Annotated in this window: 23 protein-coding genes; 9 read left to right on the top strand and 14 right to left on the bottom strand. The window is 66.5% G+C overall.

Annotation, left to right across the window (positions count from 1 at the left end; all coding sequences use genetic code 11):
• Nucleotides 1–37: 37 nt before the first annotated feature.
• The 4 genes from FDW84_RS12805 to FDW84_RS12820 form a co-directional block, all read right to left on the bottom strand.
• Entirely contained in the window at nt 38–388 is a 351-nt protein-coding gene (locus FDW84_RS12805; RefSeq protein ID WP_138609921.1) for a metal-sensitive transcriptional regulator, read from the bottom strand.
• Between the two features lie 287 nt (nt 389–675).
• Nucleotides 676–1,191, bottom strand: coding sequence for a universal stress protein (locus FDW84_RS12810; protein ID WP_138609922.1), 516 nt, complete (start codon nt 1,189–1,191; stop codon nt 676–678).
• Between the two features lie 47 nt (nt 1,192–1,238).
• Complete coding sequence (locus tag FDW84_RS12815) at nt 1,239–1,988, bottom strand: class F sortase (protein ID WP_138609923.1); 750 nt, start codon at nt 1,986–1,988, stop codon at nt 1,239–1,241.
• A 141-nt stretch (nt 1,989–2,129) separates the two neighbouring features.
• On the bottom strand, nt 2,130–2,867 hold the full coding sequence (locus FDW84_RS12820) for a hypothetical protein (protein WP_240721503.1): 738 nt from the start codon (nt 2,865–2,867) through the stop codon (nt 2,130–2,132).
• Nucleotides 2,868–3,162: 295 nt separating this feature from the next.
• Here FDW84_RS12820 and FDW84_RS12825 point away from each other — a divergent pair, with 295 nt between their 5' ends.
• The 3 genes from FDW84_RS12825 (at nt 3,163) to FDW84_RS12835 (ending at nt 4,837) form a co-directional block, all read left to right on the top strand.
• Complete coding sequence (locus tag FDW84_RS12825) at nt 3,163–3,363, top strand: hypothetical protein (RefSeq protein ID WP_138609924.1); 201 nt, start codon at nt 3,163–3,165, stop codon at nt 3,361–3,363.
• 87 nt (nt 3,364–3,450) lie between these two features.
• Complete coding sequence (locus tag FDW84_RS12830) at nt 3,451–4,557, top strand: WD40/YVTN/BNR-like repeat-containing protein (RefSeq protein WP_138609925.1); 1,107 nt, start codon at nt 3,451–3,453, stop codon at nt 4,555–4,557.
• Nucleotides 4,550–4,837 (top strand): MoaD/ThiS family protein, encoded by a 288-nt coding sequence (locus tag FDW84_RS12835; RefSeq protein ID WP_138609926.1) that lies wholly within the window; start codon nt 4,550–4,552, stop codon nt 4,835–4,837. The genes FDW84_RS12830 and FDW84_RS12835 overlap by 8 nt, the downstream gene beginning before the upstream one ends.
• Before the next feature lie 92 nt (nt 4,838–4,929).
• Here the strand turns inward: FDW84_RS12835 and FDW84_RS12840 are convergent, their stop codons facing one another.
• The 6 genes from FDW84_RS12840 to FDW84_RS12865 form a co-directional block, all read right to left on the bottom strand.
• A complete protein-coding gene (locus FDW84_RS12840) occupies nt 4,930–5,166 on the bottom strand; it encodes a hypothetical protein (protein ID WP_138609927.1) in 237 nt (78 codons plus the stop codon).
• A gap of 123 nt (nt 5,167–5,289) precedes the next feature.
• Nucleotides 5,290–6,519 carry a pyridoxal phosphate-dependent aminotransferase gene (locus tag FDW84_RS12845; RefSeq protein ID WP_138609928.1) on the bottom strand — a complete coding sequence of 410 codons (1,230 nt, stop codon included), beginning with the start codon at nt 6,517–6,519 and terminating at the stop codon, nt 5,290–5,292.
• Nucleotides 6,520–6,570: 51 nt separating this feature from the next.
• Nucleotides 6,571–6,672: a helix-turn-helix domain-containing protein gene (locus tag FDW84_RS20060; protein ID WP_371419170.1), complete on the bottom strand. Its 102-nt coding sequence runs from the start codon at nt 6,670–6,672 to the stop codon at nt 6,571–6,573.
• A 48-nt stretch (nt 6,673–6,720) separates the two neighbouring features.
• Nucleotides 6,721–7,047 (bottom strand): DUF2975 domain-containing protein, encoded by a 327-nt coding sequence (locus tag FDW84_RS12855; protein ID WP_240721504.1) that lies wholly within the window; start codon nt 7,045–7,047, stop codon nt 6,721–6,723.
• 204 nt (nt 7,048–7,251) lie between these two features.
• Nucleotides 7,252–8,946 (bottom strand): alpha-amylase family protein, encoded by a 1,695-nt coding sequence (locus tag FDW84_RS12860; RefSeq protein ID WP_138609929.1) that lies wholly within the window; start codon nt 8,944–8,946, stop codon nt 7,252–7,254.
• Nucleotides 8,943–9,983: a TIGR03885 family FMN-dependent LLM class oxidoreductase gene (locus FDW84_RS12865; protein ID WP_138609930.1), complete on the bottom strand. Its 1,041-nt coding sequence runs from the start codon at nt 9,981–9,983 to the stop codon at nt 8,943–8,945. The genes FDW84_RS12860 and FDW84_RS12865 overlap by 4 nt, the downstream gene beginning before the upstream one ends.
• Nucleotides 9,984–10,161: 178 nt before the next feature.
• Here FDW84_RS12865 and FDW84_RS12870 point away from each other — a divergent pair, with 178 nt between their 5' ends.
• A complete protein-coding gene (locus tag FDW84_RS12870; protein WP_138609931.1) occupies nt 10,162–11,085 on the top strand; it encodes an AEC family transporter in 924 nt (307 codons plus the stop codon).
• A 67-nt stretch (nt 11,086–11,152) separates the two neighbouring features.
• A complete protein-coding gene (locus FDW84_RS12875) occupies nt 11,153–12,229 on the top strand; it encodes an ATP-dependent DNA ligase (RefSeq protein ID WP_138609932.1) in 1,077 nt (358 codons plus the stop codon).
• 29 nt (nt 12,230–12,258) lie between these two features.
• Here FDW84_RS12875 and FDW84_RS12880 read toward each other — a convergent pair whose 3' ends face one another.
• Genes FDW84_RS12880 through FDW84_RS12895 form a run of 4 tightly spaced genes read right to left on the bottom strand, consistent with a single transcriptional unit; the run spans nt 12,259 to nt 17,220 of the window.
• Nucleotides 12,259–13,878, bottom strand: coding sequence for an ATP-binding cassette domain-containing protein (locus FDW84_RS12880; protein ID WP_371419169.1), 1,620 nt, complete (start codon nt 13,876–13,878; stop codon nt 12,259–12,261).
• Nucleotides 13,875–14,705: an ABC transporter permease gene (locus FDW84_RS12885; protein ID WP_138609933.1), complete on the bottom strand. Its 831-nt coding sequence runs from the start codon at nt 14,703–14,705 to the stop codon at nt 13,875–13,877. The genes FDW84_RS12880 and FDW84_RS12885 overlap by 4 nt, the downstream gene beginning before the upstream one ends.
• Nucleotides 14,698–15,639 (bottom strand): ABC transporter permease, encoded by a 942-nt coding sequence (locus FDW84_RS12890; protein ID WP_138609934.1) that lies wholly within the window; start codon nt 15,637–15,639, stop codon nt 14,698–14,700. The genes FDW84_RS12885 and FDW84_RS12890 overlap by 8 nt, the downstream gene beginning before the upstream one ends.
• Before the next feature lie 24 nt (nt 15,640–15,663).
• Nucleotides 15,664–17,220: an ABC transporter substrate-binding protein gene (locus FDW84_RS12895; protein ID WP_138609935.1), complete on the bottom strand. Its 1,557-nt coding sequence runs from the start codon at nt 17,218–17,220 to the stop codon at nt 15,664–15,666.
• Nucleotides 17,221–17,478: 258 nt separating this feature from the next.
• Here FDW84_RS12895 and FDW84_RS12900 point away from each other — a divergent pair, with 258 nt between their 5' ends.
• The 4 genes from FDW84_RS12900 (at nt 17,479) to FDW84_RS12915 (ending at nt 20,860) form a co-directional block, all read left to right on the top strand.
• Nucleotides 17,479–17,793: an MmcQ/YjbR family DNA-binding protein gene (locus FDW84_RS12900; RefSeq protein ID WP_138609936.1), complete on the top strand. Its 315-nt coding sequence runs from the start codon at nt 17,479–17,481 to the stop codon at nt 17,791–17,793.
• 207 nt (nt 17,794–18,000) lie between these two features.
• Entirely contained in the window at nt 18,001–19,170 is a 1,170-nt protein-coding gene (locus tag FDW84_RS12905; RefSeq protein ID WP_138609937.1) for a Re/Si-specific NAD(P)(+) transhydrogenase subunit alpha, read from the top strand.
• Nucleotides 19,170–19,490 carry an NAD(P) transhydrogenase subunit alpha part 2 gene (locus FDW84_RS12910; RefSeq protein WP_138609938.1) on the top strand — a complete coding sequence of 107 codons (321 nt, stop codon included), beginning with the start codon at nt 19,170–19,172 and terminating at the stop codon, nt 19,488–19,490. The genes FDW84_RS12905 and FDW84_RS12910 overlap by 1 nt, the downstream gene beginning before the upstream one ends.
• The gene (locus tag FDW84_RS12915; protein WP_138609939.1) at nt 19,487–20,860 is read left to right on the top strand and encodes an NAD(P)(+) transhydrogenase (Re/Si-specific) subunit beta; all 1,374 of its coding nucleotides are present in this window, start codon (nt 19,487–19,489) and stop codon (nt 20,858–20,860) included. Before FDW84_RS12910 ends, FDW84_RS12915 begins: the two co-directional genes overlap by 4 nt.
• Nucleotides 20,861–20,895: the final 35 nt, after the last annotated feature.

The raw sequence follows: 20,895 nt of genomic DNA on the forward strand, positions 1-20,895 counted from the left end.
CGGGGGGTAATCGGCTGATGGTGGGTGGACGGTCGGTTCAGCGGAGCAGGCGGCCGATGGCATCGGCTGCTTCCTTGACCTTCGCGTCGATTGTTTCGGCGCGGACCGCAGGGTCAGGTTCAGAAGCGGCGCCCACGACGCAGTGGCCGATGTGCTCTTCCACCAGGCCGAGGCTTACCGCGTGCAGGGCTTTGGTGACGGCGGATACCTGCGTGAGGATGTCGATGCAGTATTTGTCCTCGTCCACCATGCGCGCGATGCCCCGGACCTGGCCCTCGATGCGCTTGAGCCGGCGGAGGTAGGCCTCCTTGTTTCCGGCGTAACCGTGCTGCGCCAGGTTTGACGCCCCGTGCGGGGCGGGAACAGCCTCTTCTTCTGTCGTACTCATATATCGAGAATATACCCCCCGTGGGTATACCGCAACGACCCCTAGGGGGTATCAGCATCCAGTGCACCCCCCGCGTGGTTCCAGGACACAAAAAAGCTCCGGAGTGCGTTATTGGGGGATACGCACTCCGGAGCAGTTCTTGGGCAGGTTCCGGCTTCCATCTGCTGTAACCGGCCTGCTTGAATCAGCTTAGTGGCTGGCAAAGCCGTCCGCCACCCTGCGGAATAACTACTTTCGCTTTACTTTCCATGGCCATATTCAGGGGTTGGACAGCCCGGCGGCGCGGATCACGGCCGGTCCTCATGGGCTGGCCTCCGGTAAGGGACCACCAGGACCGGACGGCTCTGGTGATGGGTCAACCATCCCGCCAATGAACCGTTCAGCACCTCTGCCAGCCGGTGCGAAAACCCCCGTTCGCTGGTACCCACTATGATCATGGGCGCGTTGGTTTCCTCAGCGAGCTGCGCAAGGGCCCGTGCCGGATCTCCCGCAAGCGTCCGCAGTGTCCATTCCACGCCCGCTGTTCCTGCGGGCACTTTCGCCACCGCAGCTTCTATGACTGCGCTGAGCTCCGCTGTCAGCCCGCGGATTTCCTTGTCATCATCCGGGTGCAGGGAGAGCCGGTGGGCCGACCGGGCCGGATCCCAATCCACGAGGTAACTGGCCTCGTAGACGTAGGCGCAAAGCAAGGGGGCGCCCATCCGTGCGGCAAGGGTTGCTGCCGTCTGCAGCACCTCAGGGTGCTGCCTGGGGGTGACGCCCACCAGGAGTGGGGGCGTGCCACTGAATCCTTTTGACGTCATAGCTCATTGTCCTCTTCAGGGAAGTCCATTAGACAGGTCCCGCGGCGCTAGCTAACGGCGGGTGAAGCGGTGACAACCACATTCTTTCCCCATGGGTCCTCTGTGTAGCAGCTGATCAGGACCAGCCGGTTAGGCAGCATCTCCCAAATGGGGCTTTCCTTCAGGCTCGATTTCAGGTAGGTGGTGACGCTGTCCACCTGGTACTCGATGGTGCCGGCCGCGGTATCCACCTCGAAGCGCTCTCCCACTGCGGCCGCCGAGCTCAAGTGGTTGAACGGCGCCTCAGCACCGTCCCAGCTGTGGCCTATCACGTAGGTGGTGTTCTCTGAGCCATCGCCGGGGCTGCCGAAGGCGGTGAGCCAGTAACCGTCCTTGGTAGCAGGCGGCACGATGGTCTGGCTGGCCCGTGCGGTGTTGTCCAGTTCCAGGGGGTGGACCGGAACGTGGAAGTCGGCGGACGGATACCGGATCCGGAGCGGTGCTGCCGCCTGGGGCAGGGCGGGCTCCGGCAGGGCACCGGGAGGAGGGCCGGCAGTTGCGGCAGCGGCCAGGGCCGTGTCCGTTTTCGCCAAAACGGGCTGTGCTGACGGAGCTGCAAGGTCAGCGGGCTCGATGGTGCGCGCTGATTCCACCGCTGACCGGCCAGCAGGCGACTGCGGCTGGTGGAACAGGGGCGCCCCGAAGGTGATGGACAGGAAGGCCAGCACGCCACAGAGGAGGATGGCCACGTCTCCCCGGTTCCAGCGCCGTCGGGGATGTTCAGCTTCTGCCGCGTGCCGGCTGAGTGACTCGGCCATGGTGCTCCTTCCAGGTTTGCGGTGCAAAGGAAGGAAGGCGCCCCGCCGGGCACTGGCGGGACGCCTTCCTTGTCAAGGGGCTGTGGTTGCGCGGTGCCTTGGAGGCAAGGGCCACGAGCCGGGCTTTGCTGACAACCGGGGTTATTCGGCGGTCATGAAGGGGCGCGACTTGCGGCGGACTGCCACTGCAGCTCCGGCAGCCGCAAGTGCTCCGAGGCCCGCCAGCCAGGACGGGGCGCTTTCAGAACCACCGACGGCGGTCTGCGCGTTGTAGCCCTGATTGGTACCCCGGCTTGTGGCTGCCGGGGCAGTGGAAGAACGTTCCGGTGCCTGCTGCTTGGCGGTAGTCCGTGGTGCAGGAGCAGCGGCCGGTGCCTTGCTTGTGGGGGCGCCGGCTTCGGGAAGCTTGGCAGGCGGGACGACGGCGGCAGGAACTTCTGCCGGTTGCCCCACCACCGGGGTGACAGCAGGTGTGTCCACCTCCGGCACTTCAACGGTTGCGGGGGGTTCCTCCTCAGCCGGAGGCTCCTCGACGGGCGGATCCACCGGCGGATCCACGGGCGGGTCCACGGGCGGTTGCTCGACCGGCACGTCCACCTCCGGCAGTGTCTCGCCTGGCGGCAGCTGCGCGCATTTATCGACGTAGAGAAGCTTGCCCGCGTCGGTCCAGTTCTTGCCCGGCGTTTTCGATGTCGGCGGAATGATGTCCAGCGGGTGCTGGTCGTGACCGTTCAAGCCGTTGATGTTGAATTCCATCGCCTTCCAGCTGCTTCCGTCGCTGTGGCAGACAATGACTGTTTCAGACGCTGCCAGTGCAGGTGCCGTGAGGCCGATCAGCCCCAGCCCCACCACCCCCAGCGTGGCGAAGGTTCGTTTCATGATTTCTCCCCAGTTCCTTGTGTGCAGCGGGCCGTGGTGGGAAGGGGCCAGCGGTTGCGCCGATTGCCCCAACAGCACGGTCAGCTTGCTTGAGTTTTTAGGCTAGGCAGGCGCGATGGGGGCGGTCCTGAGTAGGGGATACTCGTTTTTTCCCGCTCCTGGCTGGGCGGGTTACTTGCGGGTACCCACATTGTGGCGATACCACCTGCACTGGCTACTTGCGGGCAGGCGATGTACCTTGTCCGCGGACCCGCCCCGGCCTAACGTTGGAGCAAACGAAAGGTGCGTGGAAGCCATGGAAATTTTCATGTGGTGGCTGGACCTGGACCTGGCCAGCAAGGAATGGCTGCGGGAGAACCTCCGTGCCGAGGAGCTGCCCCTTTTCGTGCTCCAGGGAATTGCGGAAGCGGGTGGACCGCATCCGGACAAGCCCACAGGGATCCTTACCGACGCCGACTGGGATTTCATCGAAACCCAATCCGAGTTCGTCGACTGACGCACCTTCCGGGCCTGGTTCCCGCACTCCGGCGTTCCCCCACATTGGTGAAGAAAACCGTTGCGGGCCGCCCGGGCCGGTGGTTGCATGGTGGGCATGGCAACCGCAGAGAGTTTTGTCTTGGCGATCGGCACGAAAAAAGGCCTGTGGCTGGCCACCAGCCCGGACAGGCGCCAATGGTCCTTCAGCGGCCCCCACTTCCTCATGAGCGAGGTCCCCAGCGTCGGGATCGACACCAGGGACGGCCGCACCCGGATCATGGTGGGGGTCCGCAGTGAGCATTGGGGGCCCACCGTTGCCCATACCGATGATTTTGGCGCCACCTGGTCCGAGCCCGAGCAGGGTGCCATCCGTTTCCCGGAGGACACCGGAGCGGCTGTGGAGCGAATCTGGCAGATTCACCCGGACGGGGAGTCCCGTCCCGGAGTGGTGTGGGCGGGCGCGGAACCCATTTCAGTCTGGAAATCCACCGACGGCGGTGAGCACTTCGAGCTGAACCGCGGGCTCTGGGACCATCCGCACCGCAGTGAATGGGGCGCCGGCTACGGCGGCGCAGCAGCCCACTCGATTGTGGTCCATCCGGCGGGGGACACGGTTCACGTGGCCATGAGTACCGGGGGCGTTTACCGGTCCCTCGATGGCGGCACCTCCTGGGAGCCGCGCAACCGCGGCATTTCCGCGTATTTCATGCCGGACCCCAACCCCGAGTTCGGCCAGTGCGTGCACAAAATTGCAGCGGACGCCGCCGTCGAAGGCCGCCTCTATGCCCAAAACCACCATGGGGTCTACCGCACGGATGACAACGCGGACACCTGGAACTCCATTGCCGAGGGCCTGCCGGCCGACTTCGGCTTTGTCATGCTGACCCACCCCCGCCGGGAGGGTACGGCCTGGGTGGTCCCGCTGAAGGCTGACGGAGAACGTATCCCGCCGGGCGGTGAGCTCGCCGTCCACCGCACTGATGACGCCGGGTCAACGTGGAGGAGGCTGGACTCCGGCCTGCCCACCGGGGAGTACAACAGCGTGCTGCGCGATGCTGCCTCCGTGGACGCAGCCGAGCCGGCAGGAGTGTATTTCGGAACGCGCGGCGGGACTGTCTACGCAAGCGCGGATGAGGGTGAGACCTTCCAGGAGGTGGTCGCCCACCTTCCGGATGTGCTCTGCGTGCGGGCAGCAGTGGTCACAGATGCCTGACATCACGGTGGTGCTTCCCAATGTCCTGCAACCCCTGGCCGGCGGGCAGTCCGTCCTGACTGCGCCCGCTGAGGGGCCGGTAACCGTGGGAAAGCTGCTGGATTCAGTGACCTCGGACTTCGCAGTGCTCGCCCGGCGGCTCCGTGACGAGACAGGTGCTTTGCGACGCTTCGTGAACGTCTACGTGGACGGGGACGAAGTGCGACGGCTGCAGGGGCTGGACACCGAGGTTGCCCCAGGCCAGGAGGTGCTGGTCATCCAGTCCGTGGCTGGAGGTTAGCCTGAACGGCAGGGGCCGAGGCTTCGGCACGGCGGGTAGCCCTTACTGGCTACACCCGCCATAGTCGCTTCCAGCCATGGGGAACTCAGCGTTCAGGCCAACCGCCAGACGCTGCATTCGTCCGTATTGATCGCCTTGCGCAGGCCGGTGGGCCGGTCCAGGATCCACACGACGCCGATGCCCGGGGCTGTCTCCTGGACACTGCCGCGGCGGATCACCACGTCGTCGTAGGATGGCCCGACGGAGAGGCGGGCTTCTATCTCGTCGCCGCGGTGGAGCTGGTCCAGGGCGCGGACTCTGGTTACATGAGGTGTCGCTTTCTGCTTCATGGGGGGCTCCTGGCTGGGGCTGGTGCCGGCTCTTGCCTGCAGAATCAAGTGTGCCTACGCAATGTTGCGCCGGGGTTTCCTCACGGTTAGGTGCCGGTTAGTTCTTCGCGCCGGAGCTGTTTCCTAGGGCAGCTCCAGGCTGGCGCGGTAGGACGCCAGGAACGTGGAGATCCTCCGCACCGCCTCGCGGATGTCCAGCGCGGTGGGAAGGATGACGAACCGGAAGTGGTCCGGCGCCGGCCAGTTGAAGGCCGAACCGTGCGAGACGAGGATTTTCTGGTCCTGCAGCAGGTCAAGGACAAACTGCTCGTCGCTGCTGATGGGGTAGAGCTCGGGATCCAGCCGTGGAAACAGGTACATGGCTCCGGCCGCGGGCACGCACGTTACGCCGGGGATGGCCGTCAGCAGTTGGTGGGCAAGGTCCCGCTGTTCCCGCAGCCTGCCGCCGGGACTCACCAGCGCCTCGATGCTCTGGTAGCCGCCCAGGCACGTCTGGATGGCGTGCTGGGCGGGGACGTTGGCGCACAGGCGCAGGGACGCAAGCAGTTCCAGCCCCTCCCGGTACGCGGCGGTGGCGGTGAGCGGGCCGGTGACTGCCACCCAGCCGGCCCGGTAGCCCGGCATCCGGTAGGCCTTGGACAGCCCGCTGAATGTAAGGCAGCAGACATCCTCCGCCACAGAGGCAGTGTGTATGTGTTTGGCGTCCTCGTACAGCACCTTTTCGTAGATCTCGTCCGAGAACAACACCAGGTGGTGCTTGCGTGCCAGCTCCGCGAACTGCTCCAGGATGTGGCGCGGGTAGACGGCCCCGGTGGGGTTGTTGGGGTTGATGATCACAATCCCCTTGGTGCGGCTGGTGATCTTCGCTTCCACGTCGGCCATGTCCGGCCACCAGTTCTCCGCCTCGTCGCAGAGGTAGTGCACGGGCTTGCCGCCGGTCAGGGTGATGGCCGCCGTCCAGAGCGGGTAATCGGGTGCCGGCACCAGGATCTCGTCGCCGTTTTCCATGAACGCCTGGAGGCACATCGAGATGAGTTCGCTGACGCCGTTGCCGATGAAGATGTCCTCCACGCCGATCTGCATCAGGCCGCGGGTCTGGTAGTACTGCGAGATGGCGGTGCGGGCGGTGAAGATGCCCTTCGAATCGCTGTAGCCCTGCGCTCCGCGCAGGTGGTGGATCATGTCCACCACCACGGACTCCGGTGCTTCCAGCCCGAACGGCGCGGTGTCCCCCAAGTTCATCTTGAGGATCCGGTGCCCCTCGGCCTCCATGTTCTTGGCGGCCTGGAGGATGGGTCCGCGGAGTTCGTAACGCACGTTCTGGAGTTTGCTGGAGTGCTGCATGGGGCGCATGGTTGATTTTTTCACAAACGCAGCACGCGCGCCGGTGGTTCGTCGACTGCCTTACGGCTTCTCCGCCCCTTCGGCGCCAGTGCTTTCGGCGGAAGCGCGGTCGGGGACCCACTCGAGGAGGTCCCCCGCCTGGCAGTCCAGGACCCGGCACATTGCGTCCAAGGTGCTAAATTCCGACGCGCTCGGCGAACTCCCCCACGCTCATCTTGCGCTTGGCGAGTTCCGCAGCAGATCCCGCATCACCACAATCAGGAGGACCAACACCGCACCGATCAGCGTGATGCCGATCAACACCGAAGGGGTCCCGGGATCGCGCAGTTCAGGGGTGAAGTAGATGTACGCGACGAGGGAGGCTGCCATGACCGCCAGCAGCAGCCATGCCAGGACGAACGTCCACGTGATCACGTCGACCCACCGCAGCGAGGCCGGGGTGAAGATCCGGTGGCGCTGGACGAGGGTCAGCAACCGCCAGACGCACACGATCACCACCTGCAGGCACAGGGCCTCCAGCTCCCAGAACAGCAGCATAGGCCACCGCCAGGGGTCGAATGCAGGCCCCTCACGTGGTGAAGAGAAACTCGCCGGGAAATGACATGACCTGGGCGACCAGCAGTCCCAGGAACACCATGACCAGCAGGACCCGCAGGGGGATGACCAATCGATACGCGATAAGCATTGAACCATAGTCGGTTCATATCTATCGAAAGTCGATATAGCATACAAGCCCCAGCGTCAGGGGGTTGGCCGGTCACCTTTTCGGTGCAGGCGGAACCAGCGGTGCCCGTACCGTCCCAGCTCCAGGGAGAAGCCGCCGTTGGGCTCCAAGGCGATATTGTCGCCGTCGAACAGGTCCAGCAGCATGGCATCCGTGTAGGCCTGGGGCGGACTGTCCTCCCCGCCTACCCTTGCGCTGACCTTCACCGTGTCCTCGCCAAAGTTGTGCAGCAAAACCATCGTGCCGCCGTCGGAACTGCAGGTATGGGCAAGCACCGCGGGCTCGGGCTGGGCGATCACGGCAAATTCACCCCAGCCCAGCTCAGGTGCCTCCCGGTAACGCGCGATCAGCGCGGCCATGAAGGTAAACAGCGATTCTGGGTCCCGCTTCCCGGCCGCGGCGTTGACGTGCTCGGGCCCGTACTCGCCGCGCACCAGGGGCGCCACCAGCTCTGCGGCATTGGCATTGGAGAACCCAGCGTTCTTTTCGCTGTTCCACTGCATGGGCGTGCGGACCGCGGCGCGGCTTTTTTGCCGGAGGTCCTCGCCCATGCCGATCTCCTCTCCATAGAAGAGCACGGGTGTCCCGGGTAGGGAGAACATTAGGGAGTACACCATCCGGAGGTGCTCCGGGTCGCCGCCGAGCATTGGCGGCAGCCGGCGGCGCAGCCCCCGCCCGTAAATTTGCATGTCCTCCTCCGGGCCGAACGCCGCGAACACTTCCTGGCGCTCGCCGTCGGTGAGCTTGTCCAGCGTCAGCTCGTCGTGGTTGCGCACGAACATGGCCCACTGGTTGTCCGGGTGGATCGGCGGCCGGCTCTTCAGCGTCTCCACCAGTGGCCGGGCATCCTGCCGCGCCAGCGACAGGTAAATGTGCTGCATCGACATAAAGTCGAACTGCATGTTCAGCTCGTTGCCCTCCGGCCCGCCGAAGTACTCCAGCTGCTCCTTGTACGGCAGGTTCACCTCGCCCAGCAGCACCGCGCTGCCGTTGCGCCGGCTGACGAAGCTGCGCAGCGCACAGAGGTAGGCATGCGGATCCGGGTTGGCGGCCTCGTCCTTGGGCTGGCCCCGGGTTTCCAGGAAGAACGGCACCGCGTCCAGCCGGAACCCGTCCAGGCCCAGCTCCAGCCACAGTCCCATGGCCTTGGCAATCTGGTCGCGGACCTGCGGGTTGGTGACGTTCAGGTCCGGCTGGTGCTTGGCGAACATGTGCAGGTACCACTCGCCCGTGGCCTCGTCCCGGGTCCACAGCGAGTCCTCCTCGCCCGGGAACACCACCTCGGACGACGTGTCCGGGGGAGTGTCGCTCCGCCACACGTAATAGTCCCGGTACTTGTTGTCAGTGGATTTCCGGGCCTCCACGAACCAGGGGTGCCTGTCCGAGGTGTGGTTCACCACGAAGTCCGCGATCACCCGCATGCCCCGGTCCCGGGCGGCGCGGATGAACTCCACCAGGTCTCCGAGCGTCCCCAGCCGGGGGTCCACCGTGAAAAAGTTGGTCACGTCGTAGCCGTCGTCGCGGTCCGGCGACGGATAAAACGGCATCAGCCAGATGCAGGTCACGCCGAGGGCGGCGAGGTAGTCCACCCGCTGGGTGAGGCCGGCGAAGTCACCGGTGCCGTCGCCGTCGTCGTCAAAGAACGTCTCCACGTCCAGGCAGTAGATGACCGCATTCTTCCACCACAGGTCCGACGTTTCGGCAAGCCTCATGCTGAAGCGTCCGACGCCGGCTCGGCAGCGGAGGCAACCAGCTGCGGTTCGGCGGGGGCGCCTGCGGAGGTTGTGCCGGGGGTGCGGAGCTGCGGGAGGACCTCCGCGGCGAACGCGTCGATAAAGGGAGCCTGTTCCTGTCCCACGAAGTGCAGGTAGAGCTCGTCAAAGCCCAGCTCGGCATATTCCGACAGCCACTCCACGTGCTGTTCCAGGCTGGCCGAAATATTGACCGTTGTGCGGACCTGTTCTTCGGTCACGTGTTCGCCCACGAGGTCGAAGTGTTTAGCGGTGGGAAGATCCCAGGGGATGGGAGGCTGGTAGGTGTTGGTCCGCCACTGGTCCAGGGCGACGGCAACCGCTTCCTGTTCGCTCCCGGCCCAGGACAGGTGGACCTGCAGGATGGCCTTGCCGCGGCCTCCGTTGTCCCGGTAGGCGGCCAGCATGTCCCGCAGCTTGTCCGTCGGCTGGTTAACGGTCGCCAGGCCGTCCGCCCAGGCCGCGGCCCGCCGCGCCGTAGCAACGCTGACGGCGGGAGCGATCAGCGGCGGCGGGGTTTCCGGGACATCCCAAAGCCGCGCCTGCTCAACCGTCACCAGCCCGCGGTGGGTGACTTCCTCGCCGCGGTGCAGGCGCCGGATCACGTCCACGCATTCCTCCAGCCGGTGCTGCCGGATGTCCTTGGCAGGCCACCCGTCACCCGTGATGTGCTCGTTCATGTTCTCGCCGCTGCCCGGCGCGAACCAAAAGCGGTCCGGGAACATGCTGGCGAGTGTGGCGGAAGCGTGGGCGATGATGGCCGGGTGGTAGCGCTGGCCCGGCGCCGTGACCACGCCGAAGCGGAGGTCGGTGGTGGCCAGCGCGGCCCCCAGCCAGGACCAGGCGAATCCGGAGTGGCCCTGCCGGGCAGACCAGGGCTCAATATGGTCCGAGCACATGGCGGCATCGAACCCTGCCTGTTCCGCGTGCTGGACGTCCTTGAGCAGTTGGGCGGGGCTGATCTGTTCGTGTGAGGCGTGAAAGCCGACGGTAACCATCGTTAACCTCTACCGTCCCGGGTGGTGAGGTGTCGAGGGGTTTGCCTTTAACGCGGCGCCAAGGCGGGCAGCCGTGCATCGACCCAACAACTTGTCAGATAAGTTTGAGACTTGTAATACTGCGCTTCCGGAACTTCTTGCTCCTGCGCAGGCGGCGGAAGGGAAGGAAGTACCAATTGTGGGCGGTGTGCTGATCGGGCTGGCGGTGATCGGCGTCGTCATTGCCGTGGGATACATCGCCGCACGGTGCGGACTGGGCGGGGAGCCGACGGTTTCCGCGCTGACCCGCACCGCGTTCTTCATCACCAACCCGGTGCTGCTGTTCACGGTGGTGCTGGAGTCAGACCTCAGCGTGGTGTTTTCCGCCTACGTGCCGCTTGCCCTGATCACAGCGGCCGCCACCGCCTTGCTGTATGTGCTGGCCAGCAGGCTGTGGTTCCGGCGACCCCTGGCTGAAACCGCCATCGGGGCCATGGCCAGCTCCTACGTCAATGCCAACAACATCGGCATCCCCATCACGCTCTACGCCCTGGGCGATGCGACCCCGGTGGCCCCGGTGCTGCTGGTCCAGCTCCTGCTGTTCGCCCCGCTGGTCCTCACCCTGCTGGACCTGTCCGGGACCAGGAAGTTTTCCCCCCGGCTGTTGGTCACGCAGCCGTTCCGGAACCCCATGATCATCGCCTCCCTGCTGGGCGTGATCCTCGCAGCGTTCAACGTGGAACTTCCGGATCCGGTGATGGCGCCGCTGACACTCCTGGGCGGAGCCGCCGTCCCGGTGGTGCTGCTGGCCTTCGGTATGTCCCTGCATGGAACGCGGATGCTGCAAAGCGGCGGGCATACCGCTGAAATTCTTACCGCCACCGCACTCAAGTCAGCGGTGATGCCGGCAGTGGCGTTCGTTGTCGGTCGCTTTCTCTTCAACCTGGACCAGCACATGCTCCTGGGGGTGGTGCTCATGGCAGCCCTTCCGTCGGCCCAGAACGTATTTCTGTTCGCCGGCAAGTACGGGCGGGGTGTTGCGGTGGCCCGGGAAACCATCTTGCTGTCGACCGCGGCGGCTGCCCCGGCGCTGATCCTGATCGTCTGGCTGTTGGCGGGCTGAGCTCTTCTGGCGGGCTGTGCCGCGCCGGTCTACCGCCGGGGGCCGTGGCCGGGCAAGAATGGGCAGCATGGAACTTCCCGTGATGCCCCCCGTCCCGCCCATGCTCGCCAAGGCCGTCAGCGGCATCCCGGAAGGCGACCTCAGTTATGAGCCGAAGTGGGACGGGTTCCGGTCCATCATCTTCCGTGACGGCGACGAGGTCGAGATCGGCAGCCGCAATGAAAAGCCGATGACCCGCTACTTTCCTGAGCTCGTCGAGGCGCTGAAGGAAAACCTGCCGCCCCGGTGCGTGGTGGACGGTGAAATCATCCTGGTCGGGTCTTCCGGGGACCGGCTGGATTTTGACGCCCTTCAGCAGCGCATCCACCCCGCCGCGAGCCGGGTGAAGCTGCTGGCTGCCCAAACGCCGGCCAGCTTTGTGGCCTTCGACCTGCTCGCCCTGGGCGACGACGACTACACGGGCAGGCCTTTTACCGAGCGGCGTGCTGCCTTGGAGAAGGCGCTCGCGGCCAGCAAGGCCCCGGTGCATCTCACCGCCGCCACCACGGACAAGGACACGGCCGAACAGTGGTTCCAGCAGTTCGAGGGCGCGGGCCTGGACGGCATTGTGGCCAAGCGCCTGGAGGGCAGGTACGAGCCGGACAAGCGGGTGATGTTTAAGACCAAGCACGAGCGGACGGCCGACTGCGTGGTGGCCGGCTACCGGCTGCACAAGAGCGGGCCGGATGCCATAGGTTCGCTGCTGCTGGGCCTCTACAAGGACGACGGCGGCCTGGCCAGCGTGGGCGTGATCGGCGCCTTCCCCATGAAGCGGCGGAAGGAACTGTTCCAACAGCTCCAGCAGCTGGTCACAGATTTCGACGACCACCCGTGGGCCTGGGCCAAGCAGGAGGAAGGCGAACGGACCCCGCGCAATGCCGAGGGCAGCCGCTGGAGCGCCGGCAAGGATCTGTCCTTCGTGCCGCTGCACCCGGAACTCGTGGTGGAGGTCCGCTACGACCATATGGAAGGCGACCGGTTCCGGCATACCGCCCAGTTCAACCGCTGGCGGCCGGACCGGGACCCTGAGTCATGCACCTACGCCCAGCTGGAGGAACCGGTCAACTTCGACCTGGCGTCAGTGCTGGAGACCGGCCGGCCGTAGCGGGCGGTGCTGCCGGGGGGGGCGGGCTCCTAAGGCTTGGCTGCCTCCAGCACCGTCCACAGCCCGTCTGCGCGGCAGGGGATGGAAGCCGACACCAGCGCCTGGCTGTGCTCGTGCTGCGGTGCCGCGAAGAAGTCTTTGGTCTCTGCCACCTCCACCACCTGCCCTTCGAGCAGGACGGCCACCCTGTCGCACATGTACCTGACCACGTCCATGTCATGGGAGATGACGATCAGGGACAGGTTGCGTTCGCGCTGCAGCCGCAGCAGCAGGTTCAGGATGGTGCGCTGCGTGAGGGCATCCAGTGCCGAGGTTGCTTCGTCGCAGATCAGGACCTGGGGTTCCAGCAGCAGGGCGCGGGCAATCGTCGCCCGCTGCAGCTGGCCGCCGGAGCATTGGCCGGGCCTTTTATCCAGCAGTGACGGGTCCAGCTCCACCTCCTGCATCGCTGCCGCGATCCTTGCGGCACGCTCCCCAGGCGAAAGTTCCCGGTGCGGGAGCAGCGGCGCCTGCAGGCTGGTGCGGAGTGTCATCCTCGGGTCGAAGGCGCTGTGCGGTTCCTGGAACACCAGCTGCACGGCGGTGGCTTCACGCGGCCCGGCGGCATCGAGCTGCCGGGCAATGGAACCGGTGCTTGCAGCTTCCAAGCCAACAATGGCCTTGGCGAGGGTGCTCTTGCCGGAGCCGGACTGGCCGAGCACCCCCAGGATTTCACCCCGCCGCAGGGCCAGTGAAACGTCGTGTAGTGCAGCATGCCCCAGTTTCCGCCGCGGGCCGAAATGCTTGCCCACACGGTCCAGCACCAGGATGTCGCGTTCCCTGGAAGGGGGACGGCGGCGGGACTCCGGTGCCAGGCGTGCGGCAGCCAGCAGCTGGCGGCTGTAGTCCGTCTTTGGCCGGGTGAGCAGCTCACCCACCGGGGCCGCCTCCACGATGGAACCCGAGTTCATCACCAGCACCCGGTCCGCGTAGGCCGCGACGGAGGCAATGTTGTGGGTGATGTAGAGGATGCCCAGCCCGCGTTCCTTGCGTTCCCTGTCCAGCAGTTGCAGGATCTGGCGTTCCAGCACCTTGTCCAGTGCCGACGTCGGTTCATCAGCCAGCAGCATCCCGGGCTGCCCGGCCAGCGCCACGGCCGTCATGGCGCGCTGGGCCATGCCGCCGGACAGCTGGTGCGGGTAGGCGCGGATTCCCTTGCCCGGATCGGCGAAGCCCACCTCCTCAAGGAGCTCCAGGGCCTTGGTGCGCGCCTTGCCGCCCCGCAGGCCCGCGTGGAGGCGCAGGGGCTCCTTCAGGTGCTGTTCGATGGTCCGGTTCGGATTGAACATCCGCTTGGGCTGCTGGAACAGCATCCCCAGCCTGCCGCCGCGGATGGAGTTGAGCTGGTGCTCGGGGGCCTGGACCAGGTCTAGGCCGTTCAAGGTTATGGAGCCGCCAGTAATGTCCAGGCCGGGCGGCAGCAGGCGAAGGCAGGACATTGCGGTCAGCGTCTTGCCGGAGCCGGAACTGCCCACCAGCGCAACGAACTCCCCCGGGTCGACGGACAGGGAGACGCCGGAGAGCAGGCGCTTCCCGGGAGCCCCACCACCTGCACTTGCCTGCCGCACCTCCAGCCCTTCCAAAACCAGGCGCGTTCCCACTGGGCTCACTTGTCCGCCGCCTGGGGCATCAGAAGCGGCGCCGCCGCAATGTGGGCTGCGCGCTGGCCGATCAGGGTGACGCAGAGGGCCACGGTGAAAATCACCAGGCCGGGGGCGAGGATCCCCATGGGCGCGCGGTCCGCAAAGGGCTGTGCCGCCGCCAGCATGGAGCCCCAGTCGGACTGCGGCGGCTGGACGCCGAGGCCCAGGTACGAGAGGGCCCCCACGCTGATGAGCAGGTGCCCGAAGCGCAGCGTTGCCTGGCCGAGGATGGGCGCGGCGAGGTGGGGCAGGACGTGCCGGAACACAATGAATGACGGCGGGCAGCCTACCACCCGCGCAGCGTCCACGAAGCCCCGGGCGGAGACGTCATAGGCCAGGGTCCGGGCCAGCCGGGCGAAAGGCGTCCAGCCGGTGACCACGAGGGCGAGCAGCAGCGGACCGAAGCCGGTGCCAAGCGCCGCAACGATAAACAGGGCAACCACCATTTCCGGCAACGCAAGCAGGACGTCGTTGCTGCGGGTCAGGAATTCGTCCACCCACCCGCGCCGCCTGGCGCTGAGGATGCCGATGGCCACGCCCAGAAGGCAGGTCAGGAGGGTGGCCAGCGCGGCTACGGACATGGAAAACCGGCCGCCTTCGAGGATCCGGCTCAGGGTGTCCCTGCCCAGGTTGTCCGTGCCCAGCCAGTGCGCGGCCGAGGGCGGAGCCAACCGTTCGGCCAGGTTCTGCTCGGCCGGCGGATAAGGCGAGATCCATGGGGCCAGCAGCACGGCCAGCACTATCAGGGCAAGGACAGCAGCGGCCAGGGTGGTCACTGTGAAGCGGTTACGCAAGGGTTCCTCCTACTGTCCTGCTGAGGAACCGGTGGACGAAGTCGGCAAGCGTGGTCACGCCGACGGCGAGTGCCACCACAACCACCACCCCGCCCTGGGCCAGCGGAATATCGCTGTTGACGACGGCGTCGAACAGGAGCCTGCCCATGCCGGGAACGGCGAAGATTACTTCCACGATGACCGATCCGCCCAGCAGCCCCGCGAACCACACGGCAAACAGGGTGGACAGCGGCACCAGACCGTTCGGTACCACGTGCCGGAGGATGGCCTGGCCCTGGCTGAGCCCCCTGGCCCGCGCGGCCGGGACGTGCTCGGCGGCGGCCGCGTCAATGATCCCCGCCCGCACAGCTGACGTGAAGAAGCTGATGGGCCGCAGGGCCAGGGTCAGGGCCGGCAGCACAGCGGAGGAGAGGTCATTCCAGCCCGCCGTTGGCAGGATGGAGAGCTTCAGTGCGAAAACCAGCACCAGCACTGGTGCCACCCAGTATTCCGGCATGGCAATCAGGGCCTGGGTTATGGCTGTGATGGCTTTGTCGGCTGTGCTGCCGGGCCGCAGCCCCGAGATGATTCCGAGGGGGAGCGAGAGTGCCGCCGCCAGTCCCAGGGACATGAGGACCAGGCTGAGCGTGACCGAAAGGGCCGGCAGCACCTGCTCCGCCACCGGGGTGCGACTGACGAAGGACAGGCCCATGTCGCCGCTGAAAAAGTCCGCGAGCCACCGAAAGTACTGCACCGCCAGTGGATCGTCCAAACCCAGGCTTTCGCTGAGGCCCTGCACTGCTGAATCGTCGATGGCGTCACCCGCCACCCGGGAGCGGATAATCTTCCGGACGGGGTCGCCGGGCGTGAAGTATGGGATCAGGAAGACCGCAAAGGAGGACACCAAAACGGCGGCCACCAGGGTGGCCGTCCGTTTGGTGATGAACTGCAGCATATGCGGCTGGTTTTGCGGCGCGGACTAGGAGGCGGCCTTGGCCGTCTTCGCGGTCAGGACGTAGCGGGACAGCGGGTCCTGGACATAGCCGAGGACGTTCGTGCGGGTGGCATCCGTGGCCTGTTCGTTCACCAGCCAGGCGTTGACCGCCTGGTCCTGCAGGATCTGGCCTGCCGCGGCGTACAGCTTGTAGCGCTCGCCGGTGTCCAGGGTCTTGGCCGCTTCGGCGATGATCCGGTCGTATTCGGGGTCGCAGAAGTGGCTCAGGTTGTAGGTGCCCTTGCAGGTGTAGTCGGCGGTGAGGAACCCGATGGGGTCGGCGATGTCGATCAGCCGGTTGCGCTGGCTGAGCAGCATGTCGTAGTTTCCGGCCAGGACGTCAGGCTCCGCGGAGGCGTATTCCTTGGACGTGATGGTGACGGGAATGCCGATGGTCTTCAGGTTTTCCTGCACGACGGCCGCAACGTCCGCGAACTCCGCGCGCTCCACGATGGCGATGATCTCCAGCGGGCGGTCCGCGGTGTAGCCGGCGCCGGCCAGCAGCTTGCGGGCTTCCTCGAGGTCCTGCACCTGCTGGTCCTGCTTGTCCCCCGCCCAGGGCTCGGACGGCGCGAACGGCCCGGTTGCCGGCAGGGCTGCGCCTTCGTAGACGCTGGCAGCCAGGGCATCGAGGTCCAGCGCCTCGCGGATGGCCTTGCGGATGTCAACGTTGTCCAGCGGGGCGCGCCCGTTGTTCATGTACATGGTGGCAGTGCGGGGCGAATCGGCACCCAGCACGCTGACGCCGTCGGCAGCTTTGAGTGCCGCGAGGCTGGCAACCGGGATGGACAGCGAAATGTCTGCTTCGCCGGTCTGCACCTGGGCGGCCCGGGTGGCGCCGTTGGTGATGAAGCGGATTTCTGCCCCCGCAAGCTGGACCTCTCCACCCCAGTAGTTCTCGTTGCGGTCCAGGGTCAGGGACTGCTTTGCCTTCTCCGAGACGGGAGTGAAGGGCCCGGTGCAGTGCCCGAACGGGTCCAGGCCTTCAGGCTTGTAGGCGGCCGGCGCCAGGATGCCGGTGTTGACGCTGGCCAGGCGGTACGGGACCAGCGGGTTTTCCGCCGGAGTGCTGACGCGGACGGTCTGGGCGTCCACGGCGGTGATGCTGCTGATCATGGTGCGGTTAAAGGCCCGGGCGGGGACCTTGGCGTCCAGGACGTGGTTCAGGGCTGACACGACTGACTCTGCAGTGAGGTCTTTGCCGTCCTGGAATTTGACGCCTTGGCGGATACTGAAGTCCCAGTCCAGGGGCGAGGTCTGCTTCCACTCGGTGGCGAGTGAGGGCAGGACCTTGCCTTCGGCCTGGTTGAAGGTGGTCAGCGTCTCCAGGCACCCGGACAGGGAAAGGATGTAGGCGGCATCGGACTCGACGGCCCAGTTTGCCACCGGCGCCCGGAAGTTATCCACTACGATCCGCTGGCTGGTGTCGGCCACGGCGGTGGGCTGCACGGCCTGGGTCTGGGTGCCGCTGAAGCCGCAGCCGGCCAGGGTAAGGGTGGCCAGTGCTGCCACAAGGACGCGGGGCCGGAGGAACGAGCGCACAAAAAACCACCTTGCAGGGCTGCCTCGGGGAAGGCAGGAATAAAAGAAGGGAACAACTTAGGATAGCCTTCCCTTGCTGCAAACCGTGAATCGATGAAGCGCCTGCTCGGGCCCGGAAGCGCGGTCCATGGTGCCCCGGCCAGACCGGGACGCCTGCCGCCGGTGCGCACGCCCAGGGCTACCTGCGCAGGGACAGCCTCTGCGGATCCAGCCGGAACTTCGTTGCGCAGCGCGGTACAAGGCGGTCAGACTGTGGCCATGGCCACGGAAGACGACGTCCGCAGGATCGCACTCGCACTGCCCGGCGTCACCGAACGGCCCAGCTGGGGCCAGCCCGCCTGGTTCGCCAAAACATTGATTGCCCGGATCTGGGAACCAGGCGTCCTCACCGTCAAAACCCAGGAGCGGGAGGCACTGGCGGGAATTGAACCGGCTACCTACTTCTGGACCCCGCACCACGAACGTTCTCCCCAACTGGTGCTGGTCCGGCTGGACCGGATCGACGAAAAGCTGCTGGCGGAACTGCTGGAGGATTCCTACCTGATCGCCGGCGGGCGAACGGGCAAGCCATAGCCCCGGAGGTGCTGGGAGCCTTCGTCGGTGAGACCCCAAGATTACCGTTCTGCATCCAAGCACGCCGCCCTACTCCCACAGCAACGGTGTGGGCCATAGACTCTAGCCAATTACGTGCAGCAGTGACGCTCCGCGGCTCCTGATCCAACGGATCCAGGCCCTGCCGGGGCGGCGCTGCCGCACCCGTGCTGCGAGGGGAGTCGGCGGGTGGAACTGGGCATTCCGCGGGAACGCCGTGAGGGTGAACGGCGGGTCGCCGCCACCCCGGAAACGGTGAAGCAACTGGTGGCCCTTGGCGTAGAGGTGCTCCTGGAGGCAGGCGCCGGTGCTGCTGCCGGACATCCGGACTCCGTCTACCGCCAGGCCGGAGCAAACATCGTTGAGGAACTGGACCTGGCGCAACTGGATGTCCTCGCCCACGTCCGGCCCCTCGACCCGGACACCGCCGCCTCCCTGAAAAGGGGCGCCGTCTCGGCAGGCCTGGCGTCGCCGTCGTCCGAACTGCCAACCGTGCAGGCGCTCGCCGATGCCGGCGTCACCGCCTTCGCCCTTGAACTGGTGCCCCGCATCTCCCGGGCGCAGTCCATGGACGCCCTCAGCTCCCAGGCACTGGTGGCCGGCTACCGCTGCGTCCTCGAAGCGGCCATCCGCCTGCCCCGGTTCTTCCCGCTGTACATGACTGCCGCGGGGACGGTGCCGCCCGCGCGGGTCCTGGTGCTGGGCGCGGGCGTGGCGGGCCTGCAGGCCATCGGCACCGCTAAACGGCTGGGTGCGCGCGTCTTCGCCAACGACATCCGTCCCGCCTCCGCTGACGAGGTGGCCTCCATGGGCGGCACCTTTATCCGGCTGGACCTCGAAACAGCGGAAGCGGCCGGCGGCTATGCCCGCCAGCTCAGCTCCGACGCCGGCACCCGCCAGCGCCAGCTGCTCGCACCGCACGTGGCCCAGGCGGACGTTTTGATTACGACGGCGGCTGTCCCCGGCAGGCGCGCCCCGCTCCTGGTCACCACGGAGATGGTGCAGGGCATGCGGCCCGGGTCTGTGGTGGTGGATCTCGCCGCAGAGTCCGGCGGCAACGTGGAGGCAGTGGTTCCCGGCCGGGACATTCCCGTGCCCACCGCGGATGGCTCCGGTTTGGTCACCCTCGTAGGCCTGAAGGACGCCCCCTCCGCCATGGCGTCCGACGCTTCCCGTCTGTATGCCAAGAATGTCGCCAACCTGTTGGCCCTGATGATCCGGGACGGCGCCCTGGCACCTGATTTCGATGACGAAGTCCTCGCGGGCGCGTGCCTGACACATGACGGGACGGTACGGCACCAGCCGACGGCGGAGCTGCTGGCCGAGCGGGCCGGCAGCCGGCGGGAAGGAGTGCTCTGATGGACGGGATGAGCCTGCTGACCATCACGGTCCTGGCGGTATTTGTCGGCTTCGAGGTGGTGTCCAAGGTCTCCAGCACCCTGCACACGCCGCTGATGTCCGGCGCGAACGCCATTCACGGGATCATCCTGGTGGGGGCCATAATTGTGGCCGGCCAGGCAGGAGACCCGTGGGTGCTCGCGGTGGCCCTCCTCGCCGTCGTCCTCGCCACCGCAAACCTGGTGGGCGGCTTCGTGGTGACGGACCGGATGCTGCACATGTTCCACGCCCGGAAAGAGGTAGGGCGCAACCCATCCGCCGGGGAGGTGGAAGGGAAATGACCCTCCTGGACCCCGTCTGGACCGCGCTCCTGTACCTCGTTGCCGCCGTCTGCTTCATCCTTGCGCTGCGCGGGCTCAGCTCCCCGCGGACCGCCCGAAGGGGCAACCTCATCGGCGCACTCGGCGCGCTGATCGCCGTCGTCACGGTCTTCCTGTCCGCCCGGCTCGAAAACATCCCGTGGATCCTTGGTGCCATTGCCCTGGGGTCAGCCGTGGCTGCCCCGGTGGCGCGGCGGGTCAAAATGACGCAGATGCCGCAGCTGGTGGCGCTGTTCAACGGGGTAGGCGGTGGCGCCGCTGCCCTGGTGGCGCTCCTGGAACTCAGCCACGCGGACAATCCCTGGGTGCGGCTGGCCATCGTGTTCACGCTCCTGGTGGGTGCCGTTTCGTTCGCCGGTTCCGGGGTCACGTTCGCCAAGCTCCAGGAACTGATGACCACCCGCCCGGTGGTGTTTCCCGGTCTTCCCGTGGTGATGGCGGCGGTGCTGCTCGCCGCGGTGGCGGCCGCCGCCGTCGTCATTGCCAGCGGGTACCTGCCGCTCGCGGCGGTGCTGCTCCTGCTCGGCCTGGCCGCAGGCATCCTGCTGGTACTGCCCGTGGGCGGCGCCGACGTTCCCATCGTGATCTCGCTGCTGAACGCCTTCACCGGCCTGGCTGTGGCAGCCTCCGGCGTGGTGCTCGGCAACGTGCTGCTGGTGGTGGCCGGCACTCTGGTGGGTGCCTCCGGCACCATCCTCACCCGTGCCATGGCGGCCGCCATGGGCCGCAGTGTCACCGGCATCCTTTTCGGCGCGTTCAGGGGAGGTTCGACGGCGGGATCCACTGCGGTGAGTGAGCGTCCGGTGCGTTCCTCCAGCGCCGAGGACGTTGCCGTGCTTCTTGGCTACGCCCAGCGCGTGATCATTGTCCCCGGCTACGGCCTGGCCGTCGCCCAGGGCCAGCACACGGCCGCGGAACTCGCCCAGGCCCTGGAAAGCCGCGGCATCGAGGTGGACTTCGCCATCCATCCCGTCGCCGGCCGGATGCCAGGACATATGAACGTGCTCCTGGCCGAGGCCAACGTGCCCTATGAGTCGCTTAAGGAGATGGGTGAGATCAACCCGGAGTTCAAGACCGCCGATGTGGCGCTTGTGGTGGGCGCGAACGACGTCGTGAACCCTGCGGCCAAGACCTCCTCCGGGTCCCCCATCTACGGGATGCCCATCCTGGAGGTGGCGGAGGCGCGGCAGGTGGTCTTCCTGAAGCGTTCGATGCGTCCGGGGTTTGCCGGGATCGAGAACGACCTGCTGTACGAGCCGCAGACGTCCCTGCTGTTCGGTGACGCCAAGGACTCCCTGGCCCAGGTGCTGGGGGCGGTCAAGTCGCTTTAGCTGCTCCTCTTCCAACCCACTTGCTTCGAACCCCG

It is taken from the genome of Pseudarthrobacter sp. NamE5, from assembly GCF_005796225.1.
GTDB lineage: Bacteria > Actinomycetota > Actinomycetes > Actinomycetales > Micrococcaceae > Arthrobacter.

Excerpts from the sequence above, each read along its gene's own strand:
- FDW84_RS12805 (WP_138609921.1), bottom strand. The coding sequence starts at position 388 with ATGAGTACGACAGAAGAAGAGGCTGTTCCCGCCCCGCACGGGGCGTCA.
- FDW84_RS12810 (WP_138609922.1), bottom strand. The coding sequence starts at position 1,191 with ATGACGTCAAAAGGATTCAGTGGCACGCCCCCACTCCTGGTGGGCGTC.
- FDW84_RS12815 (WP_138609923.1), bottom strand. The coding sequence starts at position 1,988 with ATGGCCGAGTCACTCAGCCGGCACGCGGCAGAAGCTGAACATCCCCGA.
- FDW84_RS12820 (WP_240721503.1), bottom strand. The coding sequence starts at position 2,867 with ATGAAACGAACCTTCGCCACGCTGGGGGTGGTGGGGCTGGGGCTGATC.
- FDW84_RS12825 (WP_138609924.1), top strand. The coding sequence starts at position 3,163 with ATGGAAATTTTCATGTGGTGGCTGGACCTGGACCTGGCCAGCAAGGAA.
- FDW84_RS12830 (WP_138609925.1), top strand. The coding sequence starts at position 3,451 with ATGGTGGGCATGGCAACCGCAGAGAGTTTTGTCTTGGCGATCGGCACG.
- FDW84_RS12835 (WP_138609926.1), top strand. The coding sequence starts at position 4,550 with ATGCCTGACATCACGGTGGTGCTTCCCAATGTCCTGCAACCCCTGGCC.
- FDW84_RS12840 (WP_138609927.1), bottom strand. The coding sequence starts at position 5,166 with ATGAAGCAGAAAGCGACACCTCATGTAACCAGAGTCCGCGCCCTGGAC.
- FDW84_RS12845 (WP_138609928.1), bottom strand. The coding sequence starts at position 6,519 with ATGCGCCCCATGCAGCACTCCAGCAAACTCCAGAACGTGCGTTACGAA.
- FDW84_RS20060 (WP_371419170.1), bottom strand. The coding sequence starts at position 6,672 with ATGTGCCGGGTCCTGGACTGCCAGGCGGGGGACCTCCTCGAGTGGGTC.
- FDW84_RS12855 (WP_240721504.1), bottom strand. The coding sequence starts at position 7,047 with ATGCTGCTGTTCTGGGAGCTGGAGGCCCTGTGCCTGCAGGTGGTGATC.
- FDW84_RS12860 (WP_138609929.1), bottom strand. The coding sequence starts at position 8,946 with ATGAGGCTTGCCGAAACGTCGGACCTGTGGTGGAAGAATGCGGTCATC.
- FDW84_RS12865 (WP_138609930.1), bottom strand. The coding sequence starts at position 9,983 with ATGGTTACCGTCGGCTTTCACGCCTCACACGAACAGATCAGCCCCGCC.
- FDW84_RS12875 (WP_138609932.1), top strand. The coding sequence starts at position 11,153 with ATGGAACTTCCCGTGATGCCCCCCGTCCCGCCCATGCTCGCCAAGGCC.
- FDW84_RS12890 (WP_138609934.1), bottom strand. The coding sequence starts at position 15,639 with ATGCTGCAGTTCATCACCAAACGGACGGCCACCCTGGTGGCCGCCGTT.
- FDW84_RS12900 (WP_138609936.1), top strand. The coding sequence starts at position 17,479 with ATGGCCACGGAAGACGACGTCCGCAGGATCGCACTCGCACTGCCCGGC.
- FDW84_RS12910 (WP_138609938.1), top strand. The coding sequence starts at position 19,170 with ATGGACGGGATGAGCCTGCTGACCATCACGGTCCTGGCGGTATTTGTC.
- FDW84_RS12915 (WP_138609939.1), top strand. The coding sequence starts at position 19,487 with ATGACCCTCCTGGACCCCGTCTGGACCGCGCTCCTGTACCTCGTTGCC.